The organism is Pseudodesulfovibrio profundus (assembly GCF_900217235.1).
GTDB classification, from domain to species: Bacteria; Desulfobacterota; Desulfovibrionia; order Desulfovibrionales; family Desulfovibrionaceae; genus Pseudodesulfovibrio; species Pseudodesulfovibrio profundus.
On sequence record NZ_LT907975.1, the window covers coordinates 262,865 to 281,697 of the forward strand.

20 protein-coding genes are annotated in these 18,833 nt (G+C 48.5%); 14 read left to right on the plus strand and 6 right to left on the minus strand.

Going from position 1 to position 18,833, the window contains the following annotated elements; genetic code table 11:
* Positions 1–24: 24 nt before the first annotated feature.
* Positions 25–636, minus strand: coding sequence for a Maf family protein (locus DPRO_RS01315; protein WP_097010452.1), 612 nt, complete (start codon positions 634–636; stop codon positions 25–27).
* Positions 637–803: 167 nt separating this feature from the next.
* Here DPRO_RS01315 and DPRO_RS01320 point away from each other — a divergent pair, with 167 nt between their 5' ends.
* The 14 genes from DPRO_RS01320 (at position 804) to DPRO_RS01385 (ending at position 14,720) form a co-directional block, all read left to right on the plus strand.
* The gene (locus tag DPRO_RS01320; protein ID WP_097010453.1) at positions 804–1,526 is read left to right on the plus strand and encodes an OmpA/MotB family protein; all 723 of its coding nucleotides are present in this window, start codon (positions 804–806) and stop codon (positions 1,524–1,526) included.
* Between the two features lie 15 nt (positions 1,527–1,541).
* On the plus strand, positions 1,542–2,411 hold the full coding sequence (locus DPRO_RS01325) for a motility protein A (RefSeq protein WP_097010454.1): 870 nt from the start codon (positions 1,542–1,544) through the stop codon (positions 2,409–2,411).
* 89 nt (positions 2,412–2,500) lie between these two features.
* A complete protein-coding gene (locus tag DPRO_RS01330; RefSeq protein WP_097010455.1) occupies positions 2,501–3,451 on the plus strand; it encodes a glucokinase in 951 nt (316 codons plus the stop codon).
* Positions 3,452–3,456: 5 nt separating this feature from the next.
* Positions 3,457–4,158: a TVP38/TMEM64 family protein gene (locus tag DPRO_RS01335; protein ID WP_097013618.1), complete on the plus strand. Its 702-nt coding sequence runs from the start codon at positions 3,457–3,459 to the stop codon at positions 4,156–4,158.
* Positions 4,145–5,596: a dihydrolipoyl dehydrogenase family protein gene (locus tag DPRO_RS01340; RefSeq protein WP_097010456.1), complete on the plus strand. Its 1,452-nt coding sequence runs from the start codon at positions 4,145–4,147 to the stop codon at positions 5,594–5,596. Before DPRO_RS01335 ends, DPRO_RS01340 begins: the two co-directional genes overlap by 14 nt.
* 66 nt (positions 5,597–5,662) lie before the next feature.
* Complete coding sequence (gene gpt, locus DPRO_RS01345; RefSeq protein WP_097010457.1) at positions 5,663–6,145, plus strand: xanthine phosphoribosyltransferase; 483 nt, start codon at positions 5,663–5,665, stop codon at positions 6,143–6,145.
* 115 nt (positions 6,146–6,260) lie between these two features.
* Positions 6,261–7,406: a BMP family ABC transporter substrate-binding protein gene (locus DPRO_RS01350; RefSeq protein ID WP_097010458.1), complete on the plus strand. Its 1,146-nt coding sequence runs from the start codon at positions 6,261–6,263 to the stop codon at positions 7,404–7,406.
* A gap of 15 nt (positions 7,407–7,421) precedes the next feature.
* Entirely contained in the window at positions 7,422–8,486 is a 1,065-nt protein-coding gene (locus DPRO_RS01355; RefSeq protein WP_097010459.1) for an ABC transporter permease, read from the plus strand.
* A 4-nt stretch (positions 8,487–8,490) separates the two neighbouring features.
* A complete protein-coding gene (locus tag DPRO_RS01360) occupies positions 8,491–9,408 on the plus strand; it encodes an ABC transporter permease (protein WP_097010460.1) in 918 nt (305 codons plus the stop codon).
* A gap of 4 nt (positions 9,409–9,412) precedes the next feature.
* Positions 9,413–10,948: an ABC transporter ATP-binding protein gene (locus DPRO_RS01365; RefSeq protein WP_097010461.1), complete on the plus strand. Its 1,536-nt coding sequence runs from the start codon at positions 9,413–9,415 to the stop codon at positions 10,946–10,948.
* 77 nt (positions 10,949–11,025) lie between these two features.
* A complete protein-coding gene (locus tag DPRO_RS01370) occupies positions 11,026–11,781 on the plus strand; it encodes a basic amino acid ABC transporter substrate-binding protein (protein WP_097010462.1) in 756 nt (251 codons plus the stop codon).
* Positions 11,782–11,837: 56 nt separating this feature from the next.
* Positions 11,838–12,548 carry an amino acid ABC transporter permease gene (locus DPRO_RS01375; RefSeq protein ID WP_097010463.1) on the plus strand — a complete coding sequence of 237 codons (711 nt, stop codon included), beginning with the start codon at positions 11,838–11,840 and terminating at the stop codon, positions 12,546–12,548.
* Between the two features lie 162 nt (positions 12,549–12,710).
* Entirely contained in the window at positions 12,711–14,006 is a 1,296-nt protein-coding gene (dgt, locus tag DPRO_RS01380) for a dGTP triphosphohydrolase (protein ID WP_232005666.1), read from the plus strand.
* A 63-nt stretch (positions 14,007–14,069) separates the two neighbouring features.
* A complete protein-coding gene (locus tag DPRO_RS01385) occupies positions 14,070–14,720 on the plus strand; it encodes an IS1595 family transposase (protein WP_097012874.1) in 651 nt (216 codons plus the stop codon).
* Positions 14,721–14,737: 17 nt separating this feature from the next.
* Here DPRO_RS01385 and DPRO_RS01390 read toward each other — a convergent pair whose 3' ends face one another.
* The 5 genes from DPRO_RS01390 to DPRO_RS01410 all read right to left on the minus strand — a co-directional run bounded on the left by DPRO_RS01390 (position 14,738) and on the right by DPRO_RS01410 (position 18,832).
* Positions 14,738–14,959 carry a YgdI/YgdR family lipoprotein gene (locus DPRO_RS01390; RefSeq protein WP_097010464.1) on the minus strand — a complete coding sequence of 74 codons (222 nt, stop codon included), beginning with the start codon at positions 14,957–14,959 and terminating at the stop codon, positions 14,738–14,740.
* Positions 14,960–15,055: 96 nt separating this feature from the next.
* Complete coding sequence (locus tag DPRO_RS01395; protein ID WP_097010465.1) at positions 15,056–15,844, minus strand: amidohydrolase family protein; 789 nt, start codon at positions 15,842–15,844, stop codon at positions 15,056–15,058.
* Positions 15,845–15,908: 64 nt separating this feature from the next.
* The gene (locus DPRO_RS01400; RefSeq protein ID WP_097010466.1) at positions 15,909–16,325 is read right to left on the minus strand and encodes an acyl-CoA thioesterase; all 417 of its coding nucleotides are present in this window, start codon (positions 16,323–16,325) and stop codon (positions 15,909–15,911) included.
* Complete coding sequence (locus DPRO_RS01405) at positions 16,325–17,521, minus strand: cofactor-independent phosphoglycerate mutase (RefSeq protein WP_097010467.1); 1,197 nt, start codon at positions 17,519–17,521, stop codon at positions 16,325–16,327. The genes DPRO_RS01400 and DPRO_RS01405 overlap by 1 nt, the downstream gene beginning before the upstream one ends.
* A 12-nt stretch (positions 17,522–17,533) precedes the next feature.
* On the minus strand, positions 17,534–18,832 hold the full coding sequence (locus DPRO_RS01410) for a homoserine dehydrogenase (RefSeq protein WP_097010468.1): 1,299 nt from the start codon (positions 18,830–18,832) through the stop codon (positions 17,534–17,536).
* Position 18,833: the final 1 nt, after the last annotated feature.

Below are 18,833 nucleotides of genomic sequence, written 5' to 3' on the forward strand. Positions count from 1 at the left end.
AATACGTATAATAGAAGCCGGGAGCTATCTGGCTGCAATCACTCTCCACTGAACCAGGGTCTCAATCACCTCTGTAAGAGGTAATCCAACAACATTCGTATAGGATCCTTTGATATCCTTAACGAGAAAGGTTCCAATCCCCTGAATGGCATATGCTCCGGCTTTATCCACGGGTTCCCCTGTGGCGATATATCCGAGCAACTCCTTATCACTTGATTCCCGCATGTAAACATCTGTCACCACAGCCTGTGTTACGGCCTTGCTGTTGTCGAGAATAATGCAGAATGCTGTAATTACCTGATGTTTTTCACCCGCTAATGCCTTGAGCATGTTCAACGCATCTTCTTCATTGTGTGGCTTGCCCATTATCCTGTCATTCAAAACAACGATGGTATCGGCACCAATTACTGTTGCATCTGGATGCTGGTTTGCCACATCACGGGTTTTCATCTCCGCCATACGCAAAGCATATTCTTGTGGGGACTCATCATCTTCAGGCAATGGCTCATCCAATGTGCTTGGCTGAATTGTTAAATCCAGCCCAAGCCCTTGGAGCAGTTCTTTTCGTCTGGGTGACCCAGAGGCCAAAACGATTTCTTTTTCTGATTGAAATGGTCCGGTAGCTGTATTGTTCATGGTTTCGATTCATGGCTCAAAAGTAATGAAGCGTCAAATGGTGACGGTTTTTTGTCGCATTGATCTATATCTATGTTTTATGATTAAAATACTCAATTATTACAGATTCTTGTCGTGTTGGCAGAGTTATTGCTTCGAACGAAGTATCGAAATCTCATGGAGCGATAATGCAGGATAATAGGCAAGGACCAAATATGAACTTTACTTCTTTCAATCAATTTGAAAGCAGCTCGCCTGCTCGTGGCATGAATGACTGGGCTGTACCCTGGGCAGATTTGATGATGGTGATGTTTGTCCTGTTTGTTGTTCTGTTTATTTACGCCAGCACTCACCAGGATGTTAAGATTCTGTTTAGCCAGCAGAGCGCAGATGAAGCACGATCGACAAGTACGCTCGATCCACTCATTGGTCTTATTGGTCAGCTTTCCAGTAGGGCGGATATCAATGGTAATGGCGATGTCGTTCAAGTGGGAGACAAGGATGTGCTGTATCGCTCTCGGGCAGATGGCGTAACCGTTGTCCGCGAAAATGGTGATCAAATACGAATCACATTGCGTGGAGCTTTGTTCTTTCAGCCGGGCAGTGCCGCTCTGAACCCTGATGCAGGTCAGTATATCCGAGAAATAGCCGAAATCGTGCAGCTTCGAATTGGTACCGTGCACGTAATAGGCTTTTCATCTGAAGATGAGGCTACAGGAAAAGGTGCATTCACTCTTTCCACAGATCGTGCCGCCGAGGTTGCCGAGTTACTCATGACACGTTTTGATGTTTCAGAAAAACGAATGGTCATTACGGGCCGTGGACCTTACCAGCCCGAATTGCCGGAAACATCCGCGACCAATAACTCGCTGAACAGACGTGTTGAAATCGTCATTACCAACGCCAAATGATTATACGAGGTTGTTATGAATAAAAAAAATCTGCTTGGCGTCATTGTGAGCCTGTTGATATTTGTTGGAAGCTTTTTGCTGACTGGCGCAGCGGCTGCATATTGGAACCTCGCCGCGCTACTGGTGGTTGTCTCAGGACTGACGGCTGCCATGTTGATCAGCTATCCGGTTGAGCATGTCAAAAATGCGTTCATGGTAGCCAGAAATGCGTATCGCAATGGTCGAGCCACATCAGGCGAGATCGTAACGACACTGCTTGATCTGTCAGTGAAGTCAAAAGTAGATGGCGTTCTTTCCCTTGAACGTGCTGAAGCTAAGGATACCTGTTCATTCTTGAAGACTGCCCTGGCCTTGCTTGTTGATAATTACAAGGAGGATGAAATCAGGGATACCTTGAACACTGAAATGGCTTTCTTCAACCTTCGCCGTCAGCAAAGTGAGCGTTTTTTCCAAACCATGGCCAGAATGTCTCCTGCTTTTGGTGTCGCAGGCAGTGTAATTGGCCTCATCGGATTGTTGATGGGTATAAATGATACAGCGGTTATCTTGAAGAACATCCCGGTAGCATTTATTTCCACACTGTACGGGCTTGTACTAAGTAATCTTGTTTTTTCCCCGATTGCAGAGAACATCAATTATTCTACCCGAGAAGAATTGCTCAACCAGAAGTTGGTATTGGAAGGGGTTATTGCCATTGGTAAGGAGCAGAATTCCTACAAACTTGAGCGGAAACTAGCATCATTCCTGAGCCCCAGTGAGCGAGCTGGTAAGACGGAAACGCTCCGTAGAATCACTCGAAAATATGTAGAAAAAAAGAAAGCACCTGTTGAGCCGGTCGATTTGGTCGACAAGGAGCCACAGATAAAGGCTCCAGATGCTGCCTAGTATCTAGTTTGATGAGAAAAAGGAGTCCTATGACTCCTTTTTTTTTTGATGATATATGCTATCGTTCCGCCCACGGAGGATGCGTAACGATGGTAAAAATATTGGCTGCGGATATAGGCGGAACTAACAGCCGGTTCGCAGTATTTGAAAGCACTGACGGAGAGTTGAAGATGGAAGATTCCATCTGGCTCCAAACACATGACGTCGAATCGTTTCCCCTGTTGCTTGAGCAGCTTTGGGATAGTGACTTCTCTGGGACTCCAGGCTCTTTTGACAGTATCACTCTGGCTGTTGCGGGAGCAGTCTCACACGAAAGGAAAAGTCGCTACCTCCCAAACATTCCATGGGAGATAGATTTGGATGAAGTCGATTTTGGTACATCCAATGCTGCCTTGATAAATGATTTCGCAGCGCAGGCGTATGCATGCAGAACTTCAGCCATTAATGATTCCCACACAATTCAGAAAGGGGAGGCAGAGCCAGACTCTGTTATTGCAGTAATCGGCGCTGGGACCGGTCTGGGGTATTCAGCTTTGTTGCCGAGCAAGTCGGAATGGACCGCTCTTGCATCAGAAGGCGGTCATATGGCTTTCCCGTTCAATGGGCAGGAAGAGTTCGCCTATGCAGAGTTCAACAGGCGGGAAAGTAAGCGGAACTGGCCCGAGGGCGACAGTGTTGTAACCGGCCTTGGGTTGCGGCTTCTTCATAAGTACCTGACGGGCAACGACCTTTCTCCCAAAGAAATCTCAGAGGTAGTAACCCCGGAAAGCGAGACCACCAAATGGTACGCTCGTTTTTATGGCAGAGCCTGTCGCGACTGGGCTTTATCCACCATGTGCTATGGGGGAATCTACATTGCCGGAGGAATTGCTTCAAAGAATAAACTGTTTGTCGATTCTCCGGATTTCCTTGCTGAATTTCATAATTCTCATGTCTATGAATCCTTTCTCCATACTGTTCCGGTGATATTGAATGTTAACGAGGAAAGTGGGCTGTATGGAGCAGCTTTTTACGCCTCGCAGTTGCGTAAGAGCAGGTGATAGCTGTGCAGTCTTCAACAAAACGTCTTTTGGTGTTGTGTGTCATTGGTGCGCTGATTGCGTCTTATTTCGTTTTCGATTTGGGGCATTTCTTTTCATTGGAATATTTCAAGGAATCCAAAGAGCGTTTTATTGAACTATACAATCAGCACACGTTCACCTTCATAGCTGTATATTTTTGCATTTATGTAGCAGTCACAGCGCTCGCTCTTCCCGCAGCGACTATTATTTCGCTAGCTGGTGGTGCGATGTTTGGCTTGGTCACCGGTGTTATCGTTGTATCCTTTGCAAGCAGTATAGGTGCTGCTGTCGCCTTTGTGATTTCCAGATACGTCCTGCGGGACTGGGTTCAGGATCGATTTGGCGATAAGTTGGCTAAAGTTAATGAAGGGATTGAGAAAGAAGGGGCTTTCTATCTGTTTACGCTTCGACTCATCCCCATCTTCCCATTTTTCGTTATCAATACAGTGATTGCTTTGACCCCAATGCGTTTGCGGACTTTCTACTGGGTTTCACAGCTTGGCATGTTCCCTGCGACAGTTGTTTACATCAACGCAGGGAAAGAACTTGGGCAACTGGAATCATTGTCGGGACTGCTTTCTCCAAGTTTGATACTATCGTTTGCAGTCATTGGTGTTTTTCCACTGGTCATGAAAAAACTTCTGAGTTTGTACAAGAGCAAAAGGCGGGCAGATGGCAAAGTATGATTATGACATAGGGATAATCGGTGGAGGAGCGGCCGGACTTACTGTTGCCGCTGGTGCTGCCCAGCTTGGTGTTAAAACCATTCTGATTGAAAAAGATTCGAAGTTGGGTGGTGACTGCCTGCACTATGGGTGTGTGCCAAGTAAAGCGCTGATTAAATCAGCATCAGTCTACCAAAAAATGCGAACAGCAGAGCACTATGGATTGCCCCCGGTAGATTTGCCACCAGTTGACCTTGGGAAAGTCAACGACAGGATTCAAGGCATTATCGATAAAATTCAGGTTCATGATTCCGAAGAGCGTTTTTGCCAACTGGGCGCCAAGGTTGTGTTTGGCGATGCTTCTTTTGTTGATGATCATCAGGTTGAGTATGACGGAAAACGGGTCTCTGCCAAATACTGGGTGTTGGCAACAGGCTCGGAACCGGTCGAGTTGCCCATCCCCGGGCTTGCAGAGGCTGGGTACTGGACCAACATGGATATTTTCTCCCTGCGGGATTTACCCAAATCAATGATCGTCATCGGTGGTGGGCCTATAGGATGCGAATTGGCTCAGGCTTTTTCTCGTTTGGGGACTGATGTCAGGATACTGCAGCGAAACTGTCAGATTTTAGCCGCCGATGATCAGGATATGGCTGAGATGGTTCAGGATGCTTTCCGACGGGAAGGGATCGGATTGGACCTGTGCGCTGAGACTCAGGAGGTCAGAAAGACTGCTGCTGGTGTTGAATTGACCTATGAAGCTCACGGCGAAACGCACACAATCAGTGCGGACAAGATACTGGTGGCCGTTGGAAGACAGCCCAGTATCAGTACGCTACAGCTTGAAAACGCAGGTGTGGAGTATGACGCTAGAGGAGTGAAGGTTGATGACCGTTTGCGTACTTCGCAAAAGCATATCTTTGCAGCCGGAGATGTCATTGGAAAATACCAATTCACTCATGCCGCCGGATATGAAGGCGGTATTGTTATTTCCAATGCTGTCTTCAAGCTCCCTCGTAAAGTGGATTATACGTGGATGCCCTGGTGTACTTACACTGAACCGGAACTGGCGAGCTTGGGCCTCAACGAGATGGCAGCCACAGACGCGGGAATCGAGTATACTGTTTGGGAGGAATCCTTTTCCGTTAACGACCGTGCTCAGGCTGAAGGGTACCCTGAAGGGAAAATTAAACTCTTACTTGATAAAAAAGGGAAGCCGCTAGGCGTGCAAATGGTAGGTGTTCATGCCGGAGAACTCGCAGCCGAATGGGTGGCTGTTCTCAATTCGAAAACCAATCTTACAACAGTTGCTTCTGCCATGCATGCATATCCCACCGTAAGCGAGATAAACAAACGGGTAGCTGGAAAGGTTCTGTCCTCCAAGCTCTTCTCGGACAAGGTGCGAAAGACGCTTAGTTTCATTTTTGATTACAAGGGGAGGGCTTGTACTCTTGATTAATCGGTCAAACATGGGTAAGTGACCACCTTCTTTCATTTCGCGAGATTAAATTGAGGAGATGCACATATGGGTGATAAGAGCCGTTATCGCAAAATGTTTCCGGTATCGTGGGAACAACTGCAGCGTGATTGCCGCGCACTTTCATGGCGCTTGATGGACAAGGGGCCCTGGAAAGGAATTATCGCAATTACCCGTGGAGGCTTGGTCCCTGCTGCCATCCTCGCTCGTGAACTCGATATTCATCTTATTGATACGATTTGTCTGTCCAGTTACAACTGGAAAGAGCAAGGAGATGCCACAGTCCTGAAGCCCATTGAGAACGATGGAGAAGGCTGGATTCTTATTGATGATCTCGTTGACACAGGCAAAACCGCCAAAATAGCTCGTGACATGGTTCCAAACGCTCACTTTGCTACAGTGTATGCCAAGCCAGAGGGACGCCCAATGGTAGAAACATACATTACCGAAGTCAGTCAGGATACGTGGATTCTGTTCCCATGGGACGCAGGATCACAGTTTGTCGAGCCGATCATTCAGACAGTGGATTAGTCGATCCATTAATATATTGATAATAGTAATGGATGTGGTCGCAGTTCAAAGGGCCTTGCCCTGAAACGCGTGCTGGGATAATGGATTCTGATCTTAACGCTAACGGAGAAGTCCCATGAAAAAAGTAATGAGAATGTTTGTAGTCATGGCTGCTATGGCCATGATGCTTACCCTGTTTGCCTGTGGCGAAGCCCCGCAGGAAAAGAAAGCTGAGCCTGAAGCTGCTCCTCAGGTAGAGGAAAAGGCTGAAGCGACTGCTGAGAACGAAAAGATGAAAGTAGGTTTCGTCTACGTTTCTCCCGTCGGTGATGCCGGTTACTCCTATTCCCACGACCTCGGCCGTCAGGCTGTTGTTGAGCTTGGTTACGTTGATACCAAGTATGTTGAGTCCGTTCCTGAAGGTGCTGACTCCGAGCGCGTCATCCGCAACATGGCCCGCAAGGACTTCGATCTGATTTTCACCACCAGCTTCGGATACATGGACCCCACCATCAAGGTTGGTAAAGAGTTCCCCGAAATCGCATTCATGCATTGCTCCGGCTTCAAGAAGTCCGAGAACGTTTCCAACTACTTCGGTCGCATCTACCAGTCCCGTTACCTGACCGGTATGGTTGCTGGTGCCATGAGCAAGACCAACAAGCTCGGCTATGTTGCTGCTTTCCCGATTCCTGAAGTTATTCGCGGCATCAACGCCTACACCCTGGGTGCACGTTTGATGAACCCCGAGGTTGAAGTACGCGTTGTTTGGACCAAGACCTGGTACGATCCGGCTCTGGAAAAAGACGCTGCCAAGTCCCTTCTGGATGCAGGTTGCGACGTAATCGCCCAGCATCAGGATTCTCCGGCTCCGCAGGAAGCTGCTCAGGAAGCTGGCGTTTACTCTGTCGGTTACAACTCCGACATGTCCTCTTTCGCTCCCAAGGCGCACCTCACTTCTGCTGTGTGGAACTGGGGTCCGGCTTACATCAAGACTGTTGAAGCTGTGAAGAACGGCACCTGGCAGGGCAACCAGTCCATGTGGTGGTCCATGGCTGACGGTGTTGTTGATATCGCCCCGATGGGACCGATGGTTCCTGAAGACGTGAAGACCAAAGTTCTGGCTGCCAAGGCTGAACTGGTTGCTGGCAATGACACCATCTTCGCTGGTCCTATCAAGAACCAGAAGGGTGAAGTGGCTATTCCCGAAGGCACAGTTGCTGCTGACGGCGATTTGCTCGGCATGACCTGGTTCGTTGAGGGTGTTGTCGGTACTACCGAGTAACTACGTGGACAATACGTGCTGAAAGTAAGAAAAAGAGAAGAACCCTGGAAGTGGGGCGCCCTGGTTGTATTCCTGGGCGCCCTGCTCTTTTCCCTTGTCGTGAGCGCTTTGCTGCTCGCATGGCAGGGCAAAGACCCCGTCTATGGAATGGATATTCTGTGGCAGGGCAGTTTTGGTAATCTGTGGGCCCTGGAAGGGGCGCTGCTCAAGGCCATACCGCTTTTCCTCTGCTCACTGGGCGTTGCCGTCGCTTTTCGGATGCAAATCTGGAATATCGGCGCAGAAGGTCAGTTTGCATTGGGAGCTATTGGAGCCACTTGGGTTGCGCTCGGATTTCCGAATCTGCCAGGTTACCTTCTGCTCCCCATGATGTTTATTATGGCATTCATCCTGGGAGGTCTGTGGGCGGTTATTCCGGCTCTTCTTAAAATGAAGCTCAGAGTCAATGAAATCATTTCGACTCTGATGCTGAACTATATTGCGATCCTCTTATTGGATTACCTTGTTTTCGGCGTTTGGAAAGATCCGACCAGCTTCGGCTTTCCGATGACCCCGGAATTCACCTCTGGTGCTGTTATCTCTGGAATAGGGGACAGCCGGGTGCACTGGGGTCTTTTATTTTGCATGATCGTCGGCATTGGATTGTGGGCGTTCATGAGTTTCACTCGTCTTGGTTACGAACTCAAGGCAAGTGGGCAAGGTGCTCGCGTGGCCAAGTATGCCAAGATTCGATATGGCTTTTTGGTTGTTTTCGTAATGGCTCTTTCCGGTGGTTTTGCTGGATGGGCCGGCTGCATAGAAACTTCCGCAGTCCTTAACAGGCTGCAGCCCAGCCTGATGGTTGGCTACGGATATACAGCCATTGTAGTTGCCTGGCTTGCACGCCTTGAACCCCTCAACATTGCTTTCGCCTCCTTCCTTCTCGCCGCTCTTCGTGTGGGTGTTGAAAATATGCAGTTGGAGTTACAGATTCCAGCAGCCTTTGGCGTGATTATGGAAGGTATGATCTTGCTGATGGTTTTGGCTGGACAGTTCTTCATTTTGTATAAACTGGAACGTAAGAAATCTTCGCAGGGGTAAAAGTATGTGGGAATTAATGATACCCCTTTTGGCGGCCACGGTTCAATCTGGCACTCCTATTCTTTTTGCCACACTTGGTGAGATGATGACCGAGAAGGGTGGTGTGCTCAATCTGGGCGTGGAAGGCATGCTGGCTGTTTCCGCACTGGCTGCTTTTGTTACGAGCATGTACACAGGGTCGCCTTGGCTGGCTTTCTTTGCTGGCGGATTTGCCGGTTTCGCCATGGCTGCTCTTCATGGGTTTGTGTGTATTACCTGCTTGGGCAATCAGGTTGTGTCAGGGCTCGCAATTACCATACTCGGACTTGGCCTTGCCGATTTCATTGGCGTTCCCTATGTAGGGCTTCCTGCACCAGGCTTTGATCCGTTCCCGTTCCCTGTCCTTTCCCAGATTCCGATCATCGGAGATATCTTTTTCAAGCATGACGCGCTGGTGTATGTTTCTTTTGTCGTCCCTGTCATTTTTTGGTTTTTCCTGAAAAGAACCAGCCTCGGAATGCATGTGTCAGCTACTGGAGAAATGCCTGCTGCTGCAGCTGCAGTTGGTTTGAAACCCATCAAGTTACGGTATCTTGCCGTTGTTGTCGGTGGCTTCCTGATCGGCCTTGGCGGGGCCTATCTTTCTCTCGCTTATACCCACCTGTGGACTAACGGTCTGTCAGGCGGTCGTGGTTGGATCGCGGTAGCTCTTGTCATTTTCGCCTTCTGGCGTCCTGGAAGGGCTGTTATCGGAGCGTATCTTTTCGGTGGTGTCATGGCGTTCCAGCTTCGTCTTCAGGCAATGGGAACCAATCTTCCTTCTTCACTGCTTCTGATGCTCCCATATCTTCTTACCATTATAGTTCTGATCATTTCTGCTGCTCGCGGGCGTCGTATCGATGCTCCTGCAGCGCTTGGAACTAACATCGAACCGGAAGGCTAGACGTATGAGCGGTTTTAATTTCGTCCGACCTGCTGGTTTCAGGCAATTACCCGAAGACACCAAACCTGTTGTCAGTCTTAAGGGATTGACCAAGCGCTTCGGAAAGGTTGTCGCGAATGACGGTATCATTCTCGATATATACCCCGGACGCATCAAGGCGTTGCTCGGTGAGAACGGAGCAGGCAAGTCGACCATGATGTCCATGCTTGCTGGGCGTTACCAACCGGATGAAGGGCATATCGAGGTCAAAGGCAAACCTGTTCGTTTTCAGACCTCCAAGGATGCCATCGCTGCTGGCATTGGTATGGTGTACCAGAATTTCATGTTGGTTGATTCGATGACTGTTGCCGAAAATGTCCTCCTTGGTCAGGAAGGCAGCTTTATCGTCAATCCACGCGAGATGGAAAAACGTGTTGGAGAGTTGGCCAAACAGTACGGTTTGGCTATTGATCCAGCGGCGCACATCACTGATTTGTCGATGGGAGAGCGTCAGGTTGTCGAGATTTTGAAGCTGCTGTATCGCGAGAGCCAGATTCTCATTTTTGATGAGCCGACAGCCGTTCTTACCCCCGAAGAGACCAACAGTCTTTTTGAGGCACTCTGGCGAATGACTGAGCAGGGAAAATCAATTATTTTCATCAGTCACAAGCTGGAAGAAGTCATCGCCTTGGCCGACGAGATAGCAATTCTCCGTCGTGGCCGCATTGAGGGCGAGTTGGACCCGGCAGCGATCGAGTCGAAAGCCGACCTCGCTTCAAAAATGGTTGGCAAGGATGTTCTGCTGGAAGTCGACAGAAGTGAAGTCGAGATAGGTGAGCCGGTTCTGGAAATCAGGAACATGAATGGCCTGGGCCTGCGCAACATCGATCTTGAGGTCAAAAAAGGTGAGGTTGTAGCTATTGTCGGCGTTGCCGGTAATGGACAAAAAGCCCTCGTCGAAGCTGTAACCGGCCTTGTCAAACCGCCCATCGATACCGTGTTCATCATGGGACAGCCCTGGCGCAAGTTTTTTGCTGAGTCCACATGGAACAGATCCATGTGCTACATCCCTGAAGACCGACTGGGCCTTGCTACTTTGCGTAACCAGAACCTGGTGGACAACCTGTTGCTGACTACTCGCAAAGGGTTTGCCAAAGGGTGGTGGCTTGATAAAAAGCAGGCAGAAAAAGATACCATCGATCTCATAGAAAAATTTGATATCAGGCCCGGAAGAATCCATGCACTTGCATGGCAGTTGTCCGGTGGCAATCTACAAAAAGCAGTGCTTGCCCGTGAACTTTACAGGCAGCCACGGCTGATTGTTGCCGAGCAGCCAACGCAGGGGCTTGATGTCTCAGCCACAGAAGAAGTTTGGGGACGTTTGCTTCAGGCTCGTGATATGGCTGGTATTATGCTGGTTACCGGTGACTTGAATGAAGCCCTCCAGCTTGCTGATAAAATCGCTGTTATTTATCGGGGTGAAATATTGGGTATTTTGCCGACCTCCGATCCTGAAACCACAAGTAAGATCGGACCATTGATGGCCGGTGTCGTAGAATAATTCCCCTGAATCGCTGTATTGAGATAACGTCAAGTCATCTGGCTTGAATTAATACTTACTGCTCAAAGGAGTTTACCATGAAAAGCAATAAGATGTTTACTATTGTCGTGGCAGCTATACTGACTGTCGCTCTTGCTGTTCCTGCTTTTGCTGGTGCCGTGTTGGACGATGTGAAAAAGGCCGGTGTTATCACTGTTGGCAACAGCCCTGACTATCCTCCGTTCGAGTCCATTGGTGACAATGGTGAGCGTATTGGCTTCGACATTGACCTGCTTAACGCAATGGCCAAAAAAATGGACCTTGAAATCAAATGGGTCACCATGGAATTTGCTGCAATCGTAACTGCTGTTCAGAGCGGTCAGGTCAATGTTGGCATGTCCGGTTTCAGCATCACTCCCGAGCGCGCAGAGCAGGTGAGCTTTTCCGCTCCGTACATTGCAAGCGGTCAGGTCATCGTTACTCGTCCTGATTCCGACATTGCATCTGTTGCTGACCTGAAAGGCAAAAAGATTGCCGTCCAGTTGGGCACCACCGGTGAACAGCAGGCTGACAAGATCGAAGGTGCTGAAGTCGTCAAGCCCGAGAGCTACAACATCGCTTTCATGATGCTGCACAACCGCGCAGCCGATGCTGTCATCGCTGATCTGTCCGTTGCAGATGAGTACATGAAGCAGGGTACCTTCAAGCGCGCCGGCGAGCCGCTTTCTTTTGAGGAGTTTGCTATCATCTCCAAGAAAGGCAACGAGCCGCTTCTGGACGCCCTGAACAAAGCCCTTGAAGCTGTAAAAGCTGACGGTACATACGACGCTATCGTCAAAAAGTGGAATCTCTAGCATTGATTAGCCGGAAGGGGAGTAACCCCTTCCGGCATTAATTTCAGGAGTTGGCTATGGATTTCTCTCTCGTTTTCAAACATTTTGACATGCTCCTGAATGGAGCGGCTGCCACCATACAGGTTACCTTTGGCGCATTGGCAATGGGCCTTGTGCTTGGCGTAATCGCAGGTACCTGTCGTATCAGTCGCCGTTTCTACGTCAGAATAATTGCGGATACCTACATTCAGGTTATTCGTGGAACACCGATGCTGTTGCAGATATTCTTCTTCTACCTCGGTTTTCCTCAGATTTACATGATGGTGACAGGGCAAGGAATATCTCCTGACCCATTGATTACTGGTATTGTTGCCCTTGGAATCAATAGTGGCGCCTATAATGCGGAGATCATTCGAGCCGGTATCCAGTCCATCAACAGAGGACAAATGGAAGCTGCTCGCAGTACTGGTCTTGGTCACACACAGGCCATGATTTACATCATACTACCCCAGGCCTTGAAACGTATGATTCCGCCCCTGGGTAACGAATTGATCGTGCTGCTTAAGGATTCATCGTTGATCTCAACTATTGGTGTTGCTGAATTGATGTATTCTGCAAAAGTACTTGGAGCAAAATACTACACGTACGTCCCGTTCCTTGTTGGAGCCGGTTGTATCTACCTGATATTGACGTTTACGTTCTCGCGTATTTTCAATCTCATGGAGCGAAAGCTATCAGCAGGTAGCGGGTCCAGAGAAAACTCTGGAGCTGTTCCCGACCTCGGATAACACACCGAAAAATCAAAAAAGCCTCCTGCTCATTGCAGGGGGCTTTTTTATGTCTGATAAATATTATCGCTGTGTTGAGCTACTGGCTATTTATTCTGGAATTCATTAGCTTACAATGAGTTCGCTCATCAGAAATTGGCGAAGCAGAGCAGGCGGAATAGATTGGATTTCACCAAAGGATTTGCTGTGAAGAATAGTTTTTATACCAGTTTTGATACGGAATGCATTGGCCGGGGGCAGTCTAAGAATGATAAAGGGCGGACGCCTTTTGAGCAGGACCGCGATCGCATTATCTATTCTCCAGCATTTCGTCGCTTGCAGAATAAAACCCAGGTGTTTTTGTCCGGTGAATTTGATTTCTATCGCACACGCCTCACTCATTCCATGGAGGTGTCACAAATCGGGCGTTCCATAGTGAACCACCTGAATCGGACCTCGACAGCACTATCTGATGACCATCATATCGATCAGGATTTGGTTGAATCCATATGTTTGGCTCATGACATTGGGCATCCTTCCTTTGGCCACGCAGGCGAACAGGTATTGAATACCATGATGCAGGAGTCTGGTGGTTTTGAGGGAAACGCGCAAAATTTACGAATTCTTGTGGACCTGTTTTACCGAGATAAAACCTGTTGGTCTGGGATGAAGCCTACGCGGGCATTTCTTGATGGGATGCTCAAGTATAAGACCTTGTTTTCTGAATCAGAGAAGAAAAAGCACCATTTCATTTACGATTTTCAATCTGACATTTTGGAATTCGTGAGTCCTGATCAGCTCTTTACCAGTCTTTTTGATACTGAAAAGGAACGCAACAGTTTCAAGTCGCTGGAGTGTCGGATCATGGATTGGGCGGATGACATCGCTTATTCCATTCATGATATTGATGATGGAATCCGAGCTGGTTTTATCTCAATGAAAAACATCCGCAACTGGATGGATGAACACAACGACGATTTATCGAAGGATCAGCACGGTTTTTTGGATGACTTATGTCTGGCTATTGCTGATGATTCCTTCAGCTCTTTTCTTGCCAGGCTAATAGGTACTTTCATTCATGGCACGACTTTGGTTGAAAGAGAAACTCCTCTTTCAGAGAGTACCAACCGCTATAATTACGATATACATATTTCAGAAGATTGCCTTGAGCTATGCACACTGCTCAAGCGACTTGCCATCTCGCTCGTTTTTCATACCCCGCAGGTGCACCAGTTGGAGTTCAAGGGTGGGCGAATCCTGAAGGGATTATTTGAAGTGATGGAGCAGGAGTATTTGAATGGCAGGGCTAATTACAACCTGCTACCGGCACATTATCACAATGCAATGAACAATGGTGATGTCCATCATAGGCGTAGATTGTTGTGTGATTATCTTTCAGGAATGACTGATGGATTTGTCGTCAGAACATACAAGCGTATGTTCGATCCTGATTTTGGATCGATTATCGATCTGATCTAGATGGGAATTAAGTTTTATTTTTGGGGCTGTACCAGATAACTCCTTTGGGTTATCGGTATGGCAATGCGAAAAAGTCGTTTGAGCAAGGACAAGCAGCTTCGTTTAATCGAACATTTTGTGGCTGGCACGACAGCTCGTTGCGCTGCCGATCTGGTTGGTGTGAACGTCAAAACAGCCGCCTATTACTTTCACCGGCTCCGGGAAATCATAGCGGTAGAAGAGTCCTGTGAAGGGATGGATTTTGGCGAATTTGAGGTCGATGAGAGCTACTTCGGTGGCAAGCGAAAGGGCAAAAGAGGACGTGGGGCGGCTGGTAAGGTTCCTGTTTTTGGAATCCTTAAAAGGGGCGGGAAGGTCTATACACAGGTGATTCCTGATGCGAAAGGTAAAACCTTGCTTCCCATTATTCAGGAAAGAATCCAGCCAGACAGTGTGGTTTACTCGGACTGCTGGTATGGCTACAATGTCCTTGATGTGTCAGCGTTCAAACACTTCCGAATCAACCACTCGAAGCTGTTTGCAGATAGCCACAACCACATCAATGGAATCGAGAATTTTTGGAACCAGGCCAAACGCCATATGAGGAAATTCAACGGCATTCCAACCAAGCATTTTTCTCTGTTTTTAAAGGAATGCGAGTGGCGTTTTAATAACAGCAATCCGCGAAGCCAGTTTAAACAACTGAAACAGTGGGTTAGAAGACATATGGGCTAGTTATCTGGTACAGCCCCTTATTTTTTTTCCTGGATGACTTCTATGTCTTCCTGATTCAAGCGTACTCCCAGACCTTGTTCGTTCTCAAAAGAGTATGTCTCTGATTGAACATCGTAATTGAGAGCGCCCTTGGCTGTATATATGTCTCCACCTTTGGTGGTTACTTCGTATTGCTTGGAACCGCACCCGGCAAGAAGAAGGGTGCTGGTGAAAATAAATAGAAAAAAAAGCTGTCTCATTGAATCTCCCCTGTGATCAAGAGTTGCCATACGTTATATCGCATTGATTCCGGATTTCAACACTTATTTGATGGCATTCAACAATGTATCGATTTCCTATAAATTGAGTAGGGTAGATGCATTGCTCATGATTTGGTCTATTGCGGCTTCATTGAGCGAGAGGCGTTTTTTGAGTTGGTTAAGTTCAATACCTGCGTCAAATAGGGGATAATCGCTGCCGAAAAGCAGGCTCTCGATACTAAAAGCATCGAATAGTTCCTTCAGCATACTGTCATCAATGAAGTCGAGCGAACTCGATGTATCAACTAAGATGCCTTTTCCAGCCAGGTGTTCTATGGCCTCTTTCCAGTGACGGTATCCGCCCATATGAGCAGCAACAATAGTCGTTTCAGGGAAAGCTGCTTTGATTGCGGCAAGCTTGCGAGGGCATGATGGATTCTCATCCGGCGGGAGTGTGTCTCCTACGTGAAAAAGACAGATGAATCTGTCCTGAATCATTTCCATGACATCAAATAAGGCAGGATCATCCATCCGAAACCCTTGGAAGTCCGGGTGAAATTTCAATCCTTTTATCCCATTGCTTTCCAGACGATCCAATTCTCTTTCCATCTGGTCGAATCTGGGGTGTACAGTCCCGAAAGGAATGAATTGATCATATTCCTTGCTGGTCTGTATGGCCCAGTTGTTGGCCGGAATGACTTGTGCTGGAGCTGTAGCGGCTGTCAGGACCACGGATTTATCGATGCCTGAAGTGGACATGCGCTGAAGTAGATCGTCAGCTGTGCCCGTTCCGACCGGATGAATTGAATAGTGATTTTCCAGTTGGTGCAGAACTTTATCGGCAATTTTCGGATGGAATACGTGAGTATGGAAATCAATAAGCATGGCCGCGAAGATGCCAGATCAACGCGGCCATGTAAACGGCTGTTTTAGTGCTATGGGATATTTTTTAACCGAACAAGGATTTCAACCATTCCGGTACCCTGGTGGGTTTTCCTTCCTTGTTGACAGCTGCATGCTCCGTGAATCCTGTAGCGTGTAAAGTTTCCCTGTCTTTATCCCAAACTTCATATGCGAATTTCATGGATGCACGTTTCCACAGACTGATACCGACCCGAACATGAATTTCATCATCGAAGCGCACAGGCGCACGGTAGCGGCTCTGCGCTTCACGTACCGGAAGGATAATGCCTCGCCTTTCAACTTCGGCGTAACTCATTCCGTGCTCCCGTATGAAGAAGCTTCGAGCTCGTTCATATATATGCAGATATTCTGCATAATAGAGAACGCCCATGGTGTCTGTTTCGCCATAAGAAACAAAGTGCTTATACCAGCTATGATTTGATGGGAAATCCGGCGTAGCCATTATTTGAGCCCCAACTGGTCAAGTGCGTAAGAGAGCAATGTGTGGCCCTCTTCAAGTTTTACCCCTGTCTGGTTGGCCTGTGCTTCGGAGAAGCTTGGCACGTTGGATGGAGCGCACCCTGAACCGTTTATGAGGAAGGGCACAGCATCCATTGTGTGTGTCCGTTCGGCAATCGGGGTGAAGTGATCACATGTGACGATCCAGGCAACGTCTTCATCCTTAAGCGCTTCCCTCAGCGGAGCAACAACTTGAGCATCAAAACGGTTGATGGCTTCGACTTTGTCCTGTGCATTGCCGCCATGGCCGCATTCATCAGGTCCTTCCAGATGAACGAAAACAAAATCGTTCTCCTTCAGAAACTCAAGTGCTGCATCAACTTTACCTTGGTAATTGGTATCAAGGAGTCCTGTAGCCCCTTCAACTTCAATCACATCCATGCCGGAAGCAAAACCGAGGCCCTTGATGAGATCAACTGCTGAGATGACGCCACCTTTAAGTCCGAAGGTTTCAGTGAAGTTCGGAAGGGAAAGAGGGCGCCCTTGTCCCCACGGCCAAATGGAGTTGGCCATCGACATATTGATATCTCTGTTTTCGAGGATTTCCTTAGCCTCAAAAACAAGGTCCCAAAGATGTGGGCTCTTGGAAAAAGCCCGTAGGTCAAGCTTAATTGGTTTATCTGTGATGTCGTGCGGGGGATTGATTGCTATCTGAGCATCATCACTCTTCGCGCCATCTTTCTGAACCAGCAGATGTCGATACTGAATGCCTGGGATAAAGGTATAGGTCTCGTTACCAAGCTTTTCCTGAAGCGCTTCAACTACAGGGCGCGAAACTTCCGTATCAATGTGACCGGAAGAGTAATCACGCATGTACCCGTCAATATTGAGCTGCGAAACGGTCACGAGGTTCAGGCGCCATACAAGGTCGTCTTCACTCAGTTCAAGCCCTTGAGCCGCGGCTTCGATGGGGCCGCGTCCAGTATGGTAGCGGGCAGGATCAAAGCCGAGCAGAGCCATGTTGGCAACATCGGATCCAGGCTGCATTCCTTCAGGAACGGTCTGGGCAACACCGACTATACCGTCTTTTGCCAGTTCATCCATATTGGGAGTATCGGCAGCTTCCATGGTCGTCTTGCCGCCTAGCTCCTCCAGAGGCCAACCTCCCATGCCATCGGCGATGAGGTAGAGTACTTTCATTATAACTTCCTACTAGAGGATTCGGAACTTCACACACGGTTCTACCGTGAAGTCCATTGCATCGATTTCATTGATTACGGCGTCTACGTTTTTAGCAGCCGTTTCGTGGCTGATGATGACCAGCGGAACGCCTTCCATTCCTGCTTCACCTTTCTGAACGGCCTGCGCAATAGAAACACCATGTTGCGCCATAGATTGAGTTATGGCCGCCATGACACCAGTCTTGTCCGCCACTGTGAAGCGGAAATAGTATTTGGATACGGACTGTTCCGGCGGCAGAATGGTTGCACGCTCAATAGGCTTGTTGTCGAACCCGGTGTTGTCAGGCAACTCGCAGGAGCCCTTCATCTGGCGGGTCAGGTTCATAATGTCTGCCAATACGGCGCTTCCGGTGGGCAGGTCGCCAGCTCCCTGACCGTGGAGCATCACAGGGCCAACGGCATTGCCTTCGATACGGACAGCGTTGTAATTACCGCCTACACGGGCCAGCAGATAGGTGTACGGAACCAGGGCAGGGTGTACGCCTGCCTCCAGTTTACCTTCCACATCCATTACATGGGCCAGCAGCTTGATGCGATAACCGAATTCGCGAGCAAACTGGATATCCATCGGGGTGACGCTGGTGATTCCCTGTACCGGGATTTCATTGAGAGGGTAGTCCACGCCGTATGCCATGCGTATGAGCACGCAAAGCTTGTGAGCAGTATCGAATCCTTCGATGTCAAAGGACGGGTCTGCTTCGGCGTATCCAAGATCCTGGGCCTCGGCAAGGGCAGTCTCGAAATCCATACCCTTGGTGGTCATTTCAGATAAAATATAGTTGGCTGTGCCATTCATGATGCCGAGCATCTTGTTGATTTCGTCACCGGCGAGGCTTTCTTTCAAAGTTTGAACGATGGGAATACCGCCAGCGCAACTGGATTCGAACATCAGGCCGACATTGTTATCAATGGCTGCCTGAAAAAGTTCCAGTCCATGTTCAGCCAGCAGGTGCTTGTTGGCTGTCACAACATGTTTCTTTTGTTCAAATGCATCAAGGATGAGGTTCTTGGCAGTATCCAGTCCGCCCATGAGTTCGACGACAATGTCGATATCAGGATCACTGACCAGTGCATGCGGATCATCCGTAAAAGAGACCCCTGGACCTGGATCAAAGGCGCGTTTTTTGTTGAGATCGCGAACAAGAACCTTTTTGATTTCTATACGTTTGCCCAGGCGTTTTTCAATGCGCTCGGCGTTCATATCAAGAATTTTGGCCAAGCCGGAACCTACGGTTCCAAAACCGCCCAAACCAAGTTTAATACTTTCCATT

Coding starts and splice junctions, on each gene's coding strand:
- DPRO_RS01385 (WP_097012874.1), top strand. CDS start 14,070: ATGCGAAAAAGTCGTTTGAGCAAGGACAAGCAGCTTCGTTTAATCGAA.
- DPRO_RS01315 (WP_097010452.1), bottom strand. CDS start 636: ATGAACAATACAGCTACCGGACCATTTCAATCAGAAAAAGAAATCGTT.
- DPRO_RS01330 (WP_097010455.1), top strand. CDS start 2,501: ATGGTAAAAATATTGGCTGCGGATATAGGCGGAACTAACAGCCGGTTC.
- gpt (WP_097010457.1), top strand. CDS start 5,663: ATGGGTGATAAGAGCCGTTATCGCAAAATGTTTCCGGTATCGTGGGAA.
- DPRO_RS01390 (WP_097010464.1), bottom strand. CDS start 14,959: ATGAGACAGCTTTTTTTTCTATTTATTTTCACCAGCACCCTTCTTCTT.
- DPRO_RS01405 (WP_097010467.1), bottom strand. CDS start 17,521: ATGAAAGTACTCTACCTCATCGCCGATGGCATGGGAGGTTGGCCTCTG.
- DPRO_RS01370 (WP_097010462.1), top strand. CDS start 11,026: ATGAAAAGCAATAAGATGTTTACTATTGTCGTGGCAGCTATACTGACT.
- DPRO_RS01340 (WP_097010456.1), top strand. CDS start 4,145: ATGGCAAAGTATGATTATGACATAGGGATAATCGGTGGAGGAGCGGCC.
- DPRO_RS01365 (WP_097010461.1), top strand. CDS start 9,413: ATGAGCGGTTTTAATTTCGTCCGACCTGCTGGTTTCAGGCAATTACCC.
- DPRO_RS01375 (WP_097010463.1), top strand. CDS start 11,838: ATGGATTTCTCTCTCGTTTTCAAACATTTTGACATGCTCCTGAATGGA.
- DPRO_RS01350 (WP_097010458.1), top strand. CDS start 6,261: ATGAAAAAAGTAATGAGAATGTTTGTAGTCATGGCTGCTATGGCCATG.
- DPRO_RS01395 (WP_097010465.1), bottom strand. CDS start 15,844: ATGCTTATTGATTTCCATACTCACGTATTCCATCCGAAAATTGCCGAT.
- DPRO_RS01360 (WP_097010460.1), top strand. CDS start 8,491: ATGTGGGAATTAATGATACCCCTTTTGGCGGCCACGGTTCAATCTGGC.
- DPRO_RS01400 (WP_097010466.1), bottom strand. CDS start 16,325: ATGGCTACGCCGGATTTCCCATCAAATCATAGCTGGTATAAGCACTTT.
- DPRO_RS01410 (WP_097010468.1), bottom strand. CDS start 18,832: ATGGAAAGTATTAAACTTGGTTTGGGCGGTTTTGGAACCGTAGGTTCC.
- DPRO_RS01325 (WP_097010454.1), top strand. CDS start 1,542: ATGAATAAAAAAAATCTGCTTGGCGTCATTGTGAGCCTGTTGATATTT.
- DPRO_RS01320 (WP_097010453.1), top strand. CDS start 804: ATGCAGGATAATAGGCAAGGACCAAATATGAACTTTACTTCTTTCAAT.